General features: G+C 67.1%; 15 protein-coding genes. 4 read left to right on the top strand and 11 right to left on the bottom strand.

Annotated elements, in window-relative coordinates; translation table 11 throughout:
* The first annotated feature begins 80 nt into the window (after positions 1 to 80).
* Positions 81 to 1,418 (top strand): ATP/GTP-binding protein, encoded by a 1,338-nt coding sequence (locus ACIPXZ_RS11235; protein WP_400593915.1) that lies wholly within the window; start codon positions 81 to 83, stop codon positions 1,416 to 1,418.
* 2 nt (positions 1,419 to 1,420) lie between these two features.
* Positions 1,421 to 2,026: an RloB family protein gene (locus ACIPXZ_RS11230; protein WP_400593912.1), complete on the top strand. Its 606-nt coding sequence runs from the start codon at positions 1,421 to 1,423 to the stop codon at positions 2,024 to 2,026.
* Positions 2,027 to 2,213: 187 nt separating this feature from the next.
* Here ACIPXZ_RS11230 and pyrE read toward each other — a convergent pair whose 3' ends face one another.
* The 11 genes from pyrE to ACIPXZ_RS11175 all read right to left on the bottom strand — a co-directional run bounded on the left by pyrE (position 2,214) and on the right by ACIPXZ_RS11175 (position 14,503).
* Positions 2,214 to 2,783, bottom strand: coding sequence for an orotate phosphoribosyltransferase (gene pyrE / locus ACIPXZ_RS11225; RefSeq protein WP_400593909.1), 570 nt, complete (start codon positions 2,781 to 2,783; stop codon positions 2,214 to 2,216).
* A 9-nt stretch (positions 2,784 to 2,792) separates the two neighbouring features.
* Complete coding sequence (locus ACIPXZ_RS11220; RefSeq protein ID WP_400593906.1) at positions 2,793 to 4,184, bottom strand: MFS transporter; 1,392 nt, start codon at positions 4,182 to 4,184, stop codon at positions 2,793 to 2,795.
* An 89-nt stretch (positions 4,185 to 4,273) separates the two neighbouring features.
* Positions 4,274 to 5,506 carry a D-mannonate dehydratase ManD gene (gene manD / locus ACIPXZ_RS11215; protein WP_400593903.1) on the bottom strand — a complete coding sequence of 411 codons (1,233 nt, stop codon included), beginning with the start codon at positions 5,504 to 5,506 and terminating at the stop codon, positions 4,274 to 4,276.
* Positions 5,503 to 6,741 (bottom strand): mannitol dehydrogenase family protein, encoded by a 1,239-nt coding sequence (locus ACIPXZ_RS11210; protein ID WP_400593900.1) that lies wholly within the window; start codon positions 6,739 to 6,741, stop codon positions 5,503 to 5,505. The genes manD and ACIPXZ_RS11210 overlap by 4 nt, the downstream gene beginning before the upstream one ends.
* A 110-nt stretch (positions 6,742 to 6,851) precedes the next feature.
* Positions 6,852 to 8,285 carry a glucuronate isomerase gene (gene uxaC, locus ACIPXZ_RS11205; protein WP_400593972.1) on the bottom strand — a complete coding sequence of 478 codons (1,434 nt, stop codon included), beginning with the start codon at positions 8,283 to 8,285 and terminating at the stop codon, positions 6,852 to 6,854.
* A gap of 5 nt (positions 8,286 to 8,290) precedes the next feature.
* Positions 8,291 to 9,184 (bottom strand): sugar phosphate isomerase/epimerase family protein, encoded by an 894-nt coding sequence (locus ACIPXZ_RS11200; RefSeq protein ID WP_400593897.1) that lies wholly within the window; start codon positions 9,182 to 9,184, stop codon positions 8,291 to 8,293.
* Positions 9,181 to 10,365 (bottom strand): Gfo/Idh/MocA family protein, encoded by a 1,185-nt coding sequence (locus ACIPXZ_RS11195; RefSeq protein WP_400593895.1) that lies wholly within the window; start codon positions 10,363 to 10,365, stop codon positions 9,181 to 9,183. Before ACIPXZ_RS11195 ends, ACIPXZ_RS11200 begins: the two co-directional genes overlap by 4 nt.
* 17 nt (positions 10,366 to 10,382) lie before the next feature.
* The gene (locus ACIPXZ_RS11190) at positions 10,383 to 11,207 is read right to left on the bottom strand and encodes a sugar phosphate isomerase/epimerase family protein (RefSeq protein WP_400593892.1); all 825 of its coding nucleotides are present in this window, start codon (positions 11,205 to 11,207) and stop codon (positions 10,383 to 10,385) included.
* Positions 11,208 to 12,146, bottom strand: coding sequence for a carbohydrate ABC transporter permease (locus ACIPXZ_RS11185; RefSeq protein ID WP_400593889.1), 939 nt, complete (start codon positions 12,144 to 12,146; stop codon positions 11,208 to 11,210).
* A complete protein-coding gene (locus tag ACIPXZ_RS11180) occupies positions 12,143 to 13,141 on the bottom strand; it encodes a carbohydrate ABC transporter permease (protein WP_400593886.1) in 999 nt (332 codons plus the stop codon). The genes ACIPXZ_RS11185 and ACIPXZ_RS11180 overlap by 4 nt, the downstream gene beginning before the upstream one ends.
* A 12-nt stretch (positions 13,142 to 13,153) precedes the next feature.
* A complete protein-coding gene (locus tag ACIPXZ_RS11175; RefSeq protein WP_400593883.1) occupies positions 13,154 to 14,503 on the bottom strand; it encodes an ABC transporter substrate-binding protein in 1,350 nt (449 codons plus the stop codon).
* Positions 14,504 to 14,723: 220 nt separating this feature from the next.
* On the opposite strand from ACIPXZ_RS11175, the gene ACIPXZ_RS11170 reads away from it, so the two are divergent.
* Positions 14,724 to 15,800 carry a LacI family DNA-binding transcriptional regulator gene (locus ACIPXZ_RS11170; protein WP_400593881.1) on the top strand — a complete coding sequence of 359 codons (1,077 nt, stop codon included), beginning with the start codon at positions 14,724 to 14,726 and terminating at the stop codon, positions 15,798 to 15,800.
* A gap of 52 nt (positions 15,801 to 15,852) precedes the next feature.
* Complete coding sequence (gene nadE, locus ACIPXZ_RS11165) at positions 15,853 to 16,674, top strand: ammonia-dependent NAD(+) synthetase (protein ID WP_400593878.1); 822 nt, start codon at positions 15,853 to 15,855, stop codon at positions 16,672 to 16,674.
* The last annotated feature ends 139 nt before the right edge of the window (positions 16,675 to 16,813 follow it).

The raw sequence follows: 16,813 nt of genomic DNA, 5'->3' as shown, positions 1-16,813 counted from the left end.
GGGCCGCAATTACGTTCGCTAACCTATGATCCGCTCGAAATTCGTATGATCTCGACCTTTCCGCATGCTATGGTCGCCGTATGATTCTGTTGCGCGTCACCGTGCGGAACCACAAGAGCATCCGGGACGAGATCACCATCGACCTTAGGCACCCGTCGCTTCAGACCCTCCAGCCCAGGAACGGCGAGTGGACTAAGGCGGCATACCCGCTTGCTGGCGTATTCGGAGGCAACGCGACTGGAAAGTCCGCTGTCCTGGACGCAATCCGTTATGCCCTCACCGCCGTCGAGCAGTCCGCTACTTCGTGGCAAGCATCCAAATCTATGCGCCGAGCACCGTTCATGCTCGATGGAATCTCACGGACCTCGACTAGCGTGTATGAGCTCGATCTCGTGCACGAAGGCCGGCGCTATCTTTACGGCTTCGAGGTCGACCATCAGGGTGTCAAACGTGAATGGCTACGTGACATCCCTACTTCGCGCTGGCGTACCCTGTTTGATCGCGTCCGGGAGACGAGAACCCTTACGTTTCACCCGAGTCTTCGCGCACGGATCGAAGTGACCGACCGCGAGCTGGTCCTCAGTCGCGCCCTGCTGCTCGGTGATTCTGTGCTCCACGCATTCGCTCGTGACTTGACGGAAAGCTTCGACTACGTGCTTGTCAAGGACTCCCACCGCGAAGCCCGCTTGCGAAGCATCGCTGATTCACTGGCAGAGGGAGGCATCACTTTCGACGACCTCGAAGCGCTGCTTCAAGTCGCGGACATCGGCGTTTTGAAAGTTGGAATTGAGGAAACGAGCGTGCCCGAGCACGTGCTCCGAGCGGTGACCCGGCTCTGGCGCGAGCTGAAGGAAGACGAAGAACCAGATGCCAAGACGGAGAAAGCCGCCGATGACAAAAATCAAGACCAGCTGGACGACGACGACCTTGCACAGGTAGTACGCCACCTGCTCTTCACTCACCGCGGAACGGCTGAAGAATGCCCCCCGTTTTCGATCAGAGATGAAAGTGATGGGACGATTGCCTGGCTTGCCATTGCAGTGCCCGCTCTGGAGGCCCTGCGCAACGGAGGGCTGCTCCTAGTCGACGAAATCGACGCCAGCCTTCACCCTCATCTTCTTGAGGTCCTCCTCGGTGCGTTCATGGAACCAACGATTAACTCTCGGCATGCGCAACTTATCTTCACTAGCCATGAGTCTTATCTACTTTCCCCGCTCAGCGACGTACGCCTAGCTCCTGAACAGGTCTGGTTCACCGATAAGAGTTACGAAGGCGTAACTGAACTGTTTTGTCTCGCCGACTTCCCGAAACACCCAGACGCAAATATAGAGAAGCGCTATCTGACAGGGCGGTACGGAGGAACTCCAAGACTTTCGCCGAGTGTACTGGCTGCCCTCGTCAGCTCTGAGGACCACTGACCATGGCAGGTCGGGCATATGGCCGACGGAGTAGCAGGCCAGCCCGCGAGCTCGTCAGACGCATCCTCGTCGTCACTGAGGGAATGCTGACAGAACGACAGTACGTTGAGGGGCTGAACAGCTTCTTGCGAAGCAAGGGCGCTACAGCTGTCGTCAAGTCCGTTCCCGTGGGCAAAGATCCCTTGAAAGTGGTCCAGAAGTGCGTCGAGAAAAGAGATGAGGCGGCTAAGAGCGGCAAGGAGTATGAATTCTGCGTCTGCCTCGTTGACGTCGACCAGCACGATGCGCTACCAGCCGCCTGTCAACTCGCCGCCTCCGAGTCGATCGTTCTCCTGATTTCTAATCTAAAGTTCGAAGTTTGGCTGCGGTGGCATGCTGAAAACAAGCGCTCAGCAATGACGTCTTCACAGCTCGACGAGCTGACTAACCGACTGGGACTAGTCAAGAACAAGAGCCTCTCATCGGGATTCCCGTTCCATGCCGTGCACGGAGCCTGTAAAGTTGCGCGAACGTCCGACCCTGGGATGGAAGCCGGGCGAGTAGGTCCTGATCCGTCTTCGGCAATGCCAATACTCGTAGATTTGATGCTCGCGTCCGGGAATAAGTAGATCTCACCGAACCCAAGGGAGCAGTGTCAATCGCAACGACAAGCGTCGCTGGAAGAAACAAGCACGGATCGATCGGTCTGCGAGTCGGCTTCACATCGGGCCCGCGTGCTGGGCGTGCCGGTCTCGCCGCCACACCCAGCACGCATGCACGACGGCGAGTGGGCACGCGCCGTCGTTGTTCAATCTTCTAGTCGAGGCCGAGCTCGTCCTTGGAGAAGGCGAAGAGGTACGGCACTCCGGCCTCGGCCTCGATCTTCTCTTTGGCGCCGGTGTTGCGGTCCACGATCACGGCGACGGCCTTGATGTTGCCACCGGCGTTGCGGACGCCCTCGATGGCGGTCAGCGCGCTGCCGCCGGTGGTGGAGGTGTCTTCCAGTACGACGACGTCCCGGCCGTCCACACCGGGGCCTTCGACCTGACGGCCCATGCCGTAGGACTTCTGGGCCTTGCGCACCACGAAGGCGTCGATGGTGCGACCGGCGTCTCCTGCAGCGTGCATCAGAGCGGTCCCGACCGGGTCGGCGCCCATGGTCAGACCGCCGGCCGTCTCGAACTCGATGCCGGCGTCGTCGAGCAATTGCAGCATGACCTGACCCACCAGGCGGGAGGCTTCGTGGTGCAGGGTGATGCGGCGGAGGTCGACGTAGTAGTCGGCTTCCTTGCCGGAGGAGAGGATGACCTTGCCGCGGACGACGGCGAGTTCCTTGATGAGTTCGAGCAGGCGGGCGCGCGCGGCGGAGGCGTCGAGGGCAGTCATGGTAGAAGTTTATCGACTGGCAGCGGGGGCCCCGTCGGAGGGGTCCGCCCGGGCCGGGTTCTGGATGCCGACGGCGGAGACCAGGCCGCCCGCGGCCAGGAGCACCGCGGTGAAGATCAAGGCCCGGTGGAATCCCTCCAGGTCCAGTGCGGGGCCCATGACGAGCCCGAGCACCGCCACGCCCACCAGCCCGGCGATCCGCGCGATCGCGTTGTTGACGGCCGAGCCGATGCCGGACTGCTCCTCGGAGACGGAGCCGAGGATCGCCGCCGTCAGCGGGGCCACCGTCACCGAGAGTCCGACGCCGAACAGCAGGATGCCCGGCAGCAATTGCGTCCAGTAGTCGACGGGCGTCCGGGACGTCACCATGAGCAGATAACCGGCGGCACCGAGCACGGGCCCGAGCGCCATGAACCACCGGGGACCGAAGCGGCCCGCCAGCGAGCCGAACCACGTGGAGAGCCCGATGTTCAGGATGCTGATGGGCAGCGTGGCCAGAGCGGCCAGCGTTGCCGGGTAACCTGCCACCTGCTGAAGGAACAGCACCACGATGAGGCCGCCGATCGACAGCGCGGCGTAGATGAACGTGGTGGCGAGGTTGCCCATGCCGAAGTTGCGGACGGTGAAAAGACTCAGGGGCATGAGAGGCTGGCGTGCCGTCGCCTGCCGCCAGAGGAATCCGGCCAGACAGAGAACCCCGACCACGCACGGGACCCAGATGCCGGGACTCCCCCAGCCCTGGTTCCCCTGCTCGATCAAGGCGTACACCGGACCGCCCAGACCGAGCACGCAGAGCACGGCCCCGGCGTAGTCGATCCGGACACCGTGTGCGCGGGTGTCCTTCATGCCGAGGACCGCGAGCAGGTACAGCGTCACGGCGATGGGCAGGACGTTGATCCAGAAGACGGCCCGCCAGCCGACCGTATCGACGAGCACACCCCCCAGGATGGGACCCGCGATGAAGGCGACCGTGGTGCCCGCCGTCCACTGGCCGATGGCCTTGGCGCGTGCCGGTCCGGCGAAGTTGGCCGTGATGAGAGCCAGGGAACTGGGCACCAGGAGGGCGGCGGCCGCGCCCTGAAGGCCTCGGCCCACGATCAGCACCTCGGCCGTGGGGGCGAAAGCACAGATCAATGAGGTGACCCCGAACCCGATCAAGCCGATGCGCAGGATCAGGATGCGCCCGAGGACATCCGAGAGGGAGCCTGCCAGGAGGATCAGCGCACCCAGCGTGATGAGGTACGCGTCCACCACCCATTGCTGGGTCGCCAGGCCTCCGCCGAACTCCCGGTCGATGGCGGGCAGGGCTACGTTGATGACGCTGCTGTCCAGGAACGATACGAAGGATGCCAGGATGGCGATCCAGAGGATGAGCCGCTGAGCAGCGGTTCCGGTCTTCATGCCGAGTTTCCCCGCTGCCTCATTGGATTCCTTCCGGCCGGGTGGACGTATGCCGACAGCTCCATTCTGCCCCGGATGCCCTGGGCCGGTCACCAATCGTGGACGGTGCCGTCCGCGAGCCGGTTGTACGGCAGGTAGGCCTGCTGGTACGGGTACGCTGCGGCGGCTTCCTCGTTGAGTGTGACGCCCAGGCCCGGAGCCTCCGGGTCCAGCCGGATCAGCCCGCCCCGGAATTCCAGGGTCTGCTCGAACACCGTATTGGTGGCGTCCGAGTGCAGCATGAATTCCTGGATGCCGTAGTTGTGGATCGCGAGGCCGACGTGGCACTGGGCGGCGAAGCCCACCGGGGAGATGTCCGTGGGCCCGTGGAAGCCGGACTTGATCTGGTACTGGGCCGCATAGTCCATGACTTTCTTCAGCGGGGAGATGCCTCCGAAGTGCGTGGACGCGGCCCGGACGTAGTCGATGAGCTGTTCCTTGATGAGCGTCTGGAAGTCCCACACGGTGTTGAAGATCTCGCCGATCGCGAGAGGGGTGGTGGTGTGCTGCCGCACCAGCCGGAGGGCCTCCTGATTCTCGGCTGGAGTGCAGTCCTCCAGCCAGAACAGATCGTACGGCTCCAGGGACTTGCCAAGCTTCGCCGCCTGGATGGGCGTCATCCGGTGGTGCCCGTCGTGCAGCAGCGGAAGATCCGGGCCGAATTCGTTGCGCACCGCCTCGAAAACGGTGGGGAGGTGCTTCAGATAGGCCCGGGTGTCCCAGTCCTCCTCCGCAGGGAAGGCACCACGGCCGGCCGGCTCGTAGTCGTAGCGCTCCCCGGAGGACTGGTCCTGGGAGGCGATGCCGTAGATGGCCTTCAGCCCGGGGATGGAGCTTTGGATGCGGACGGAGGTGTGGCCCTCTTCCAGGTTCTCCCGCACGGAGTCGAACAGCTCCGGCAGGTCCCGCCCGGAAGCGTGCCCATAGGTCCGCAGACCGGTCCGTGACGCACCGCCCAGCAGCTGGTACACGGGCAGTCCGGCAGCCTTGCCCTTGAGGTCCCAGAGTGCCATGTCCACGGCGGCGATCGCGGCCATGGTGACGGGGCCGCGCCGCCAGTAGGAGCTGCGGTACAGGAACTGCCAGGTGTCCTCGATCCGGTGGGCGTCCCGGCCCACCAGCAGCTGGCAGACGTGCTCCGTCAGATAGGCGGCGACGGCGAGCTCACGGCCGTTGAGGGTCGCGTCCCCGATGCCCACCAGCCCTTCGTCGGTGGTGAGCTTGAGCGTGACGAAGTTGCGGCTGGGGCTGGTGACGATGACGTCCGCGGCGACGATTTTCATCTGATGTCCTTAGGGGTCGTGGGAATGGGTGTCAGCTCGGGGTCGATGAGACGCAGCAGCGCCTGCCGTGGCTCGGAAGCCTCCAGGGCGGCGTCGACGGCGGCGTCCTCCGTGTCGCGGCTGCGGACACCGGCGACGACGGCGTCCGCCCAGCCGGTGATCACGGCCAGGGCGGCGTCGCCGCTGCGTCCGGCGGCCCGTTCGGCACGCCATACGGGCACGGCACGGACCCGGAGTTTGGTCACGGAATCCTGGGCGATCTGCGCCAGGAGATGGGCGATCCGGCCGTTGCCGAAGCGGTCCAGGAGGTCCCGCGCATACGCTGCCGCATCGACCTCGGCGGGGAGGTTCCGGGCGGCTTCCGCCCAGAAATCCTGGACGGCCGTCAGGAGGACGGGGTCCGCGATCGCCTCTGCGACCGTGCTGTGCCCGCGCAGACGGCCGGCCGTGGCCAGGAGGGTGTGCGAGCCGTTGAGCATCCACAGCTTGCGGCGCTCCCACGGCTCCAGATCCGTCACGAAGCGCGCGCCCGCCGATTCCCAGGCAGGACGCCCGGCGGGGAACGCACCCTCCAGCACCCAGGAGCGGAACGGTTCGCAGACCACGGGGGCGTCGTCCTGCACGCCGCAGGCGGTCTGGACCTCCTCCGTCTCGGCACCGGTGGCGCGCGGCGTGATGCGGTCCACCGAGCTGGACACGAAACTGACCTCTCGAGCGAGCCAGGCCGTGAACGCGCCCGGCTCGGCTTCACCCGGTGTGCCGAGCACCGCCTGCCGGGCCAGTTCGCCGTTGCCGCTGAGGTTGTCGCAGGGCACGACGGCGAGCGGCCCGGCCTGCGCGGCGAAGCGGGCTTCCAGCCCCCGCCGCAGGACGGTGGCCGCGGGCGCCCCGGGGGCGTAGCCCGCCTCAGTGACCGTCAGGCTCACGACGGCGGTGTCCGGCGAGGCCAGGAGCTCCACCATCCGCTCACGGCCGGCCTCGGCGGACCCGTCCCCCACCTCGACGAGAGGCCACAGCGTTTCGAAACGATCGCCGTCGGCTGCGCGTTCGATGAGCGTGCAGAGGCCGTCCTGCGGCGCCAGTGCCTCGGCAGCGGTGGGGCTGCGCATGGTGAACGAGGCCACCCCCCACTCGGAGCCGTCGGACGCGTGCTGGGTGTACCAGAGCTGATGAGCGCGGTGAAAGGCGCCCAGGCCCAAGTGGACGATCCGGACAGGAGGCCGGGGCACGTCCACGGTCGCACGACTGAGCGGCTGCGCTGTGCTTTGCGCCGGTGCTGTGTTCTCCGGCGGTGCTGTGTTCTCCGGCGGTGCTGTGTTCTCCGGATGCACTGCGCTTTGCGGTTTCACAGCCGGAACACCCGCCTCGGCGCGCCGTCCACCAGGTCAACCAGGATCTCCTCCGCGCGGTCCAGGCGGATCCGGCGCTCGGCGACCAGCCGGGCGAGGAATCCGGCCTCGACGCGGCGGGAGGCGTCGTGCCGGGCCGGGATGGAGCAGAACGCGCGCGTGTCGTCGATGAACCCGGAGCTGCGGGAGAATCCGGCCGTCTCCGTCACGGCGGAACGGAACCGCTGCATGGCGTCCGGAGCGTCCAGGAACCACCAGGGCGCCCCGATGAAAACGGACGGATAGAAGCCCGCCAGCGGGGCCACCTCCCGGGAGAACACGGTCTCGTCCAGGGTGAAGAGCACCAGGTGGAACGGCTTGTCCGTGCCACTGCGGCCGGTTCCGAAGCCGGCGGTGCCGAAGTCGTTCAGCAGCGGGCGCAGGCCCTCGGTGAAACCGACGGCGAACGGGATGTCATGCCCGGTGTCCGCCCCGAACCGCTCGAAGCTCGGCGTGTGGTGGTTGCGGAAGGAGCCGGGATGCAGGGTCATGACCAGGCCGTCCTCGGCGGACATGCGGGCCATCTGGTACATCATGTGGCCCTCGAAGACATCCCGGTCCGCGGCGCTCAGCCCGCCGCGGACGGCGGCGTCGAAGAGCCGTGCGGCCTCGCCGTCGCCGAGCTTCATGGTCAACGGGGTGCGGACGCCGTGGTCGGCCGAGACGGCACCGTGCCGGATGAAGTGCTCCCGGCGGTTCTGCAGCGCCCGCACGTATCCGCGGTAGCCCACCTGGCCGTCGCCGGCCTCCGCCACGAGCCGCTCCACACGGTCGGCGAATCCCGGGGCGAACGCGTTCACATAGGGGTCGGGCCGGAAGGTCGGTATCACCCGCGGTGTGAAGGACGGGTCCGCAGCCAACGCAGCATGGTCCTCCAGGGTGTCCAGCGGGTCATCCGTGGTGGCGAGGACCTCGATGCCGAAGGAGTCCATGAGGGCACGCGGCCGGAAGTCCGGGCGGTCCAGAACGGCCTGGACGGCGTCGAAGACCTCGTCCGAGTTCTCGCCGCTGATCCGGGTCTCGTCCACACCGAACACGCTCGCGAATTCGGTGCGCAGCCAGTACCCGGACGCCGTTCCGTCGAAGAGCGGCCAGGCTTCGCAGAAGCGCCGCCACACCTCGCGCGGGGCGATGCTCCCGCCAGGGCCGGCACCGAGCCCGGAGAGCGGCACTCCGGAGGCGTGGATCAGCCGGGTGACGTAGTGATCGGGGCTGACCAGAAGGCCGGCCGGATCCCCGAAGTGCTCATCCTGGACGATCATCGACGCCGGCACGTGGCCGTGCGGGGACAGGATCGGCAGCTGCTCCACCAGAGCGTGCAGCTCGCGGGCGATGGCGCGCGTGGCCGGGTCCGCAGGGAAGAGACGGTCGGGATCCAGGGCGTCGTCCAGAGCGTTCACTGGGCCTCCTCCCAGGCCCGCCGCATGTACGCGAGGTTGAACGCGGTTCGTTCCGCGAGCGGCAGCTCCGTGGAGAAGTCCTCCAGCGTGACCCAGCCGTCGTAACCGTGCCCCTTCAGCGTCCGCAGGTACTCGACCACCGAATGCATGCCCTGGTTCACGGGCGTCCATTCATGATGCCAGCCCACCGTGGCCAGGGGGTCATCGCCCTGCACCTCGTCCCGGAACCAGGCGCCGTTCTTCACGTGGACGTGCGCCAGGTACGGGCCGAGCAGCTGGAACGCGGCCAGGTGGTCCTCGAAGCCCTCCACCTGCAGGTTCCCCAGATCGTGGATGACGCCCACATGCTCCGGGTCCAGGCCGTCCAGCAGACGCATCGCCGCGGAGGCCGAGGAGGTCAGGGTCGTGTGGTGCAGCTCGACGAGGGCCTTGACCCCGTGCTCCGCGGCACGGTCCGCCACCCAGCGGAAATCGTCCCGGGCCTGGGCGAACAGCTCCGGATAGTCACCGCCGGTGGGCAGCCGGCCGCCCCAAGCTACGTGTCCGAGGGCCGGCACCACGATCCTCACCTGAGATGCGCCCAAGGCGCGGGTCGCGGCAAGGAGCCGTTCGACGTCGTCGTGCTGCTTGCAGGGGGCGTAGCCGCCGACGCCTGACACGTCCAGGCCTGCCGCCTCGGTCAGGGCGCGCAGCCGGGGGACCTCCTCTTCCAGCCCGGTCAGCGGCACGGTGGCGAGGTTGCCGGCCCAGAATCCCGGACGGCCGTCCGGCGAGGCGGGCTGATCCACCACACGCCACTCGATCCCGTCCCAACCCTGAGCCGCGAGCTCGGCGACGGCCTGTTCCGGGGACCACTCGGGGGTGGACGCCGTGAACACGGAGAACTTCATGCCTGTCCCTTTCCTGCGTAGACGCCGCCGGCGATGCCGGCGGCCACATCGGTGCCCGCGTACACGCCTGCCAGAACGTCCTCGAACAGGACGGTCCGGCCGAGCGCCGAGGACAGGTAGACGGCCCGCACGCAGGCGAGCGCGTTGACGGCGTCGCTCACGCGCACGCCGGGACGGGACCCGGAGGCCAGAGCGCGGATCACGTCCCGGTACTGGCGTGCGTGGCCCACCGGGTAAACGGTAGGATCGGCCACCTCGGCGGCCTCCTCCGGATACCGGCTGAGGACCTCGGCGGACTGGTCGCCCTCGCCGTTCATGCCCATCCGGGACTCCGGGGCGTCCTCGCCGGCGGCGTGGAAGTAGGCCAGCCGGTCGTTGTCGATCCGTGCCGATCCCCCGGAACCCATCAGCTGAACGGACGCACTCAGGCCCGGGTAGGCGCTGGTGGTGGCGTGCAGGACGGCTAAGGCTCCGGATTCGAAGGTGATGACGGCCGCGGCGGTGTCCTCCACCTCGATGTCCCGGTGGGCCAGCAGGGCCGCATGGCCGGTGATGGTCACCGGGCGGCCCAGGAACCAGAGGAGCAGGTCCGCCGTGTGCACTCCCTGGTTCATCAGCGCGCCTCCGCCGTCCATGGCCCAGGTCCCGCGCCAGTCACCGGAGTCGTAGTAGGACTGTGAACGCCACCAGGACACCGTGGCGATGGCCGAGCACAGCCGGCCGAAGCCGCCGTCGGCGACCGCGTCCGCGACGGCGAGGCTCGCCGGGTCGAAGCGGTGCTGGCTGATCACGGTGACCAGTTGTCCGCGGGCCTCCGCGGCCAGCGCGGCCGCCTCGATCTCCTGGGCGCGTGCCAGGTCCACGTCCAGCGGTTTTTCGATGATGACGTGCTTGCCGGCTTCGAGCACCTCCAGCGCACCGGCGATGTGCAGCCCACTGGGCGTGGCCAGGACGAACAGATCCGCGACGTCGGCCGCCAGGGCTGCGGCGACGGACGGGTACTGCCTGGGCGCGGCCCGGTCCCCCACCCAGGCGGCGAGCTCGGTCCGTGCTTCCGTGACGGGGTCCACGAGAGCGGTGAGGAGCAGCTCGGGCTGTTCCAGGATGACGGCGGCGTGGGTGCGGCCGATGGATCCGCAGCCGATGATGGCGACGCGCGTGGGCTGTTCTGACACGGTCATGAGTTCTCCTTCCTCGGTCATTCCGATTCCAGGCCGGCACCGGCCAGGACTGCGGCGAACGCCCGGCCGGCGACGCCGAACGCCGCCGGGCCGGAGAACCCGCCCGTCGCGAACGCATCCGCCAGGTGGGGTTCCAGGGAGGCGAAGCCGGAGTAGCCGGAGTCCTTCAACGCCTGGATGGTCTCCGCAAGCTGCCCGTCCCCCTCGCCGGCCGGCACCACGGACGCATCGGCGAAGAGGGCGTCCTTGACCTGCACGTACTCGAGGTACGGACGAAGGGCTTCGTAGGCCTCCGTGAAGGGCTTCACACCCACCTGGACGAAGTTCGCGGCGTCCCAGGCCACCCGCAGGGCCGGGGAGTCCACCGAGGTGATGATGTCCAGGATCCTGGAGGGCACGTCGCCGAAGATGTCCTTCTCGTTCTCATGCAGCAGCACGACGCCGGCCTCCTCGGCGCGGGCGGCGAGCGCACGCATACGCTCGACGACGGCGTCCCGCACCGCCGCCGCCTCGCCGTCGTAGTAGAAGGAGAAGATGCGGATGTAGCGGGTGCCGAGCACCCGGGCGGCGTTGATCGCCGCGTCCAGGCGACCCAGTTCGTGCTCCACGGGGAGGCCCACGGAGACCTTGCCGATGGGTGAGGCGATGGCTGACACCCCCATGCCGCGGGCTTCAAGCACCGCCTTCAGCTCATCCAGCCGCTCCGCGGAGAGCTCCACGATATTGATCCCCCACGCACTGCGGACCTCGATGTGCCGGGCGCCCAGCGCCTGCAGCACGGCCACCTGGACGTGCGGATCCTGGTCGATCTCGTCACCGAATCCTGAGAGAACCCAAGCCATTTACTTCACTCCTCCGGCGGTCAGACCGCCCACTAGGTATCGCTGGAAAATCAGGTAGAGAATCACCACGGGTGCGGCGCAGACCAGCGACGCCGCCATCATCTGCCCGTAGTAAGGGATCGCCCCGCCCTCGGTGCTGGAGGCGAACAGCTGCAGCGCGACGGCCGCGGTCTGCGTCTCCGGACGGGTCATGACCGAGGCGAACAGGACGTCGTTCCAGCCGAGCAGGAACGCGAAGATCCCGGACACCACGATCCCCGGCCAGGACAGCGGCAGGATGATCTTGGTCAGGATCCCGAGATTGGACGCGCCGTCGATGCGCGCCGCCTCCTCCAGTTCCCGGGGCAGGCCGCGCAGATAGGTGACCATGACCCAGGTGGAGAACGGGAGGGCGAACGTCAGGTAGGTGAGGAACAGGCCCCATTGGGTGCCGATGATCTTGACGCCGAGGTAGCTCGCCGCCGAACTGAACAGCACGAACACGGGCAGCAGCATGAGTGTCCCAGGCACGCTCTGCAGGCCCAGGAGGCCCCGCAGGATGGTGACGCGTCCGCGGAACTGGAACCGCACTAGCACATAGGCGGTGGCGACGGACAGGAACGCGGAGACCACGGCCGTGGAGCCGGCCACGACCACCGAGTTCAGGAGTCCTCCGGCCAGACCGACGCTGGACCAGATCCTGGAGTAGTTCTCCCAGCTGAAGCTGCTGGGCCAGAATTCACCGCGGGCCACCCCGATGTCGCTGTTGAGCGAGGCCAGGAAGATGTAGCACAGCGGCACCAGGACCAGGGCGCAGAGCACGGTGGCGACGGTGGCCACCAGCCAGGTGGGCAGCAGCCGCGTCACCTCGTTCTGGCGGCGGGAGCCGGGGCGTTCGACGGACGGTTGCTTCGCAGCGGCGCGGCTCGCGGCGGCCCGTCGCGTGGTGGCGGTGGTCATTTCCGTCCTCCCGTGGAGTCGGCGTCGTCCAGGCGGACGGCGCGCAGGTAGACGAACAGGGGGATCGCCACGAGGATGAGCGAGGCCACGGCCATGGCCGCGCTGAGCCCGAAGCGGAAGCTCTGGAAGCTCGTCTCGTAGGTCAGATACGGCAGCACCGCGACGTCCTGCGGCGCCGGCATGCCGAAGAGCACGAACGGCAGGGTGAAGTTGTTGAAGTGGTGCAGGAGCCCGATGAGGACTGCGAGGGACAGGGGCCCCTTCAGGTACGGGAAGATCACATAGCGCAGCTTGCTCCACCAGAGGGTCCCGTCCAGGGCGGCGGCCTCGTGGACCTCGTGGTCCACGGCCTGCAGGCCGGACAGCGCCATCAGGTAGATGAACGGCCAGGAGGCCCAGATCTGGACCAGGATCAGTGTCCAGTAGGAGTTGGGGCCGTTCAGGAAGAGCCCCGGCTCGATGCCCATGGAGTGCAGTGCCGCGGTGATGACGCCGTCCGGCTGGAACATGGTCCGCCACACCGTGGCCACCACGAAGCTCGGCAGGACGTACGGGATGAGGAAGACGGAACGGATCAGCGCCCGCCCTCTGAAGGTGTTCTGGGTGGCGATCGCCGCGGCCACTCCGAGCGGGAGGGTGACCGCCATCGCGATGACCGAGTAGGAGATGCTCAGCCACACCGAATGCAGCAGTTCCGACTGTGTGAGGGCTTCGACATAGTTGGCCAGCCCGATGAACGGGGCGGAGACCCACTTGCGGAGGGTGTACTGGTCCAGGTCGAGCAAGGACATGTACACGCCGAGCAGGAGCGGGACCACGATGATCACCGTCATGAGCACGCCGCCGGGGATCAGCATCCACAGGGGGCGATTGCGCTCGGAGAGTTCTCGGCGTCGGCCGGGCCGTGACGCCTTCTCCGGGCGGCGGGCGGGACCGCCCCCGGGAGACGCCTCGGCGTCCCCCGGAAGCAGGGTGCTGCTGGTGCTGTTGTTCACGGTTCGGCCCCGTCAGCCTTTCGAGGCCCGGTCGAGGGACGCCTGGGCCTTGGACTGTGCGTCGCTGAGGCGCTGGGACAGGCCGGCGTCGGACACTCCGCCGGCGGCGAGATCCGGAATGCTCTGGACGGCGACGTTGACCATGGCGAGCTGGATGTCCGCCCAGGCGCCGGTGAACGGAGTGGGGTAGGACTTCGCCGCGGCGTCGGCGATGGCGGACAGGTGGGTGCCCGAGCCGACCTCCTTGAGGGCTTCGGCGTTGGTCGGCAGGTCGCCGAACGTCTTCTGGTAGCTCAGCTGGGCGTCCTTGTCGGTGACCATCTTGACGAAGGCGAGAGACAGGTCCTTGTTCTTCGAGTAGTCCGCGACGACGATGTTGTCCCCGGAAAGGATCGACGCCGCCTGGGTGCCGCCGGACGGTGCCGGGTCCGAGGACGAGAGCGGCATGAGCGCGTAGTCGAACTGGTCCTTGACCGCGGACTTGTTCAGGGTGTTCAGGGACGTCACCGTGGTCATCGGGAAGAAGGCGGCCTTTCCGGAGGCGAAGGCGGCCAGCGCGCTGGAGTTGGTCCAGCCGACCGAGGCCGGATCCACGACTTTGTCCTGGCTCAGCCAGCCGAAGTAGCTCTGGTAGGCCTTCTTCACCGCGGGGTCGTCCAGCTTGAGAGTGTTGCCGTCCACCAATTGGTTGCCGGACTGGAGGGCCATGGCCCAGATGAACTTCCAGGGGTCGTAGTTGTCCTTGTACCCGATGGCGAGTCCGTACTGCCCCTTGGAGGCGTCAGTCAGTTTCTTGGCCTGTTCCCGCAGCCCGTCCCAGGTGGTGGCAGGCTTGTCGATCCCGGCCGCCTTCAGCAGGTCCTTGTTGTACGCCATGACGAACGGACGGCTGGCGAACGGGACACCGTACTGGTGGTCCTTGTCCGGGCCGGAGATCCCCAGGGTGGCCGGGTTGAACTTGTCCCGGCCGCCGATCTTCTTCCATTCGTCGTCACCCAGCTGGAGGAACGCCTTCGTGGAGACCGCCGTGGGGGTGAATGTCGTGCCGAGGCTGTACACGTCCGGACCGTCGCCGGAGACCACGGAGGCCTGGATCTTCTGAAGCTCCTCATTGCCGGAGGCGAACGTCTCGAACTTCACATCCGCACCGGTCTGCTTCTTGAAGGCGGCCGCGGTGTCCGCGAACCACTGCTTCTGCTGCTCCGGATAGTTGGTGTTGGCGCTGATCAGGACGTTCAGGGTCTTGCCTTTACCGTCTGCGGATCCACCGTCGTTGCCGGATGATGACCCGCCGCAGGCCGTCAGCGTCAGGGCTGAGGCCGTGAGCACCGCCGCTAGGGCTGTAAGAGCTGACTTCTTCACTCGTCCTCCAATGGAGTTGTGGCATTGATGGGATGTCGTGGCCTCGCCCCACCCCATTGTGTGATGCGCGCCACAGCTGCTCGTGGCTCGAGTCTATGAATTGGCAAAACGTTGCCGCAACCGTTTGCCAAAAGTTGCCAAAAGAATTTCAATGGTGTCGTCGGCGCCGGTCCGAACCGCAGAACGGCACCGATAGGATGGGTCGACGAAAGGGAGACGCATGGAGCATCCAGCCTCGGGGAACCTTCAGGACGGAGCGGCCGACGGCCACAGCACCTCCACGCCCCCGGCACTCCCCCGCTCGGTGACCATCCGCGACGTCGCGCAAGCAGCCGGCGTCGCCGTCTCCACCGTCTCCCGCGCGCTCAGCAACCCCGAACGGGTCAATGCGGCCACTCGCGAGCGCATCACCCGCATCGCCCAGGACCTCGACTACGTCCCCAGCAGCCAGGCGCGCGCCCTGAGTTCCGGCCGGACGGGCGCCGTCGCGCTCCTCGTCCCGGACGTGACCAACCCGTTCTACTTCGACATCATCCGCGGCACGCAGAACCAGCTGAAGGCGGCCGGCTACACCCAGCTGCTGGTGGACACGGAGGAATCGGCGGAGGTCGAGGCGGACGCCCTCGCGAGACTGCGTCGCACGTGCGACGGCGTGGTGCTGGTGGCGTCGCGCCTCAACGACGCGGGCATCGCGGAGATGGCGCTGCAGCTGCCGCTCGTCACGATCAACCGCGAGGTTCCCGGCGTCCCCACCGTCATCATCGACACGCCCGGTTCCCTGAAACAGGCTCTGGAGCACCTGAGTTCACTCGGGCACCGGCACATCGTGTACGTCGCCGGCCCTCCGAGTTCCTGGTCCAACCGGCTGCGCCTGGCCGCACTCCAGGAGCTGGCCCGGCTGGGGGGACTCCAGCTGAGCGTGGTGGGGCCGTTCACACCCCGGACGAGTTCCGGCGCCGCAGCCGCGGATGCCGTGCTCAATTCCGGAGCGAGCGCCGCGCTGGCCTTCAACGACCTCATCGCGATCGGGATGCTCCAGCGCTTCGCCGCCCGCGGCGTGCGGATCCCCGAGCAGCTGAGCCTGGTGGGCTGCGACGACGTCTTCGGCGCGGACTTCTGCAATCCTCCGCTCACCACCATCAGCGCACCCACGGAACAGGCCGGGCGCGTGGCCATCTCCATGCTCCTCGGCCGCGTCGCCCCTGGCGGGCTCGGCGGAGGCACACGGGAGCGGGCCGTGCTGCCAACGCATCTGACGGTGCGCCAGTCCACCGGGCAGAGGGCTTCCGGCAGCTGATCCGGCAGAGCGGTGTTACCGGCTGGAAACGTCCGGCGGGTACCCTGGGGCCATGCGCGCACTCCAGGCCCAGATCATCCAGGAAATGGGCGTCAAGCCCGGCATCGACCCCGCCGAGGAGATCCGGAAGCGGGTGGACTTCCTGGCCGCCTACCTGAAGGCGACCCGTACCAACGGCTTCGTCCTGGGCATCTCCGGCGGCGTGGATTCCTCGCTCGCCGGCAGACTGTGCCAGCTGGCCGTCGAGAAACTCTCCTCCGATGGCGTGGATGCCGACTTCGTGGCCGTCCGGCTGCCATACCGGGTGCAGCACGACGAAGCCGACGCTCAGGCGGCACTCGACTTCATCAAGGCCAAGACCGAGTGGACCTTCAACGTCGGCCCCGCGGTGGACGGCTTCGAATCCGAATTCCTCGCCACCACGGGCTCGGAGATCTCGGACTTCAACAAGGGCAACGTCAAGGCCCGCGCCCGGATGATCGCGCAGTACGCCCTGGCCGGCGAACGGAATCTCCTGGTGGTCGGCACGGACCACGGCGCCGAATCCGTCACCGGGTTCTTCACCAAGTTCGGCGACGGCGGGGCGGACATCCTCCCGCTGTACGGCCTGAACAAGAGGCAGAACCGCCAGTTGCTGGAGCACCTGGACGCCCCGCGTCTGGTGTGGGAGAAGGTTCCCACCGCCGATCTGCTGGACGGCAAGCCCGGGCGCACCGACGAGGATGAACTCGGCATCTCCTACGACCAGATCGACGATTACCTGGAGGGCCGAGAGGTTCCGGAGGGAGTCGCCGCAGCCATCGAGGAGAAGTTCCTCCGGACCCGGCACAAGCGAACCGTCCCGGTCACCCTCTTCGACGAGTGGTGGAAGTAGGGCCAACCGCCTCTCCGCGAGAAGCCAGTTGAGCACAGTCATTCCGTCCGCGACTGTGCTCAACTGGCTTCTCGCGTATCGGGGAGCATCCACCCGGCTCTTTAGTGGCAGTTTCTGCCATTAAGGCGTACGCTGAATC

The organism is Arthrobacter sp. NPDC090010 (genome assembly GCF_044748305.1).
In the GTDB taxonomy this organism is placed as follows: Bacteria; Actinomycetota; Actinomycetes; order Actinomycetales; family Micrococcaceae; genus Arthrobacter_E.
Note: the sequence above shows the minus strand (reverse complement) of the source record. Positions and strands in the feature narration are given on the sequence as shown.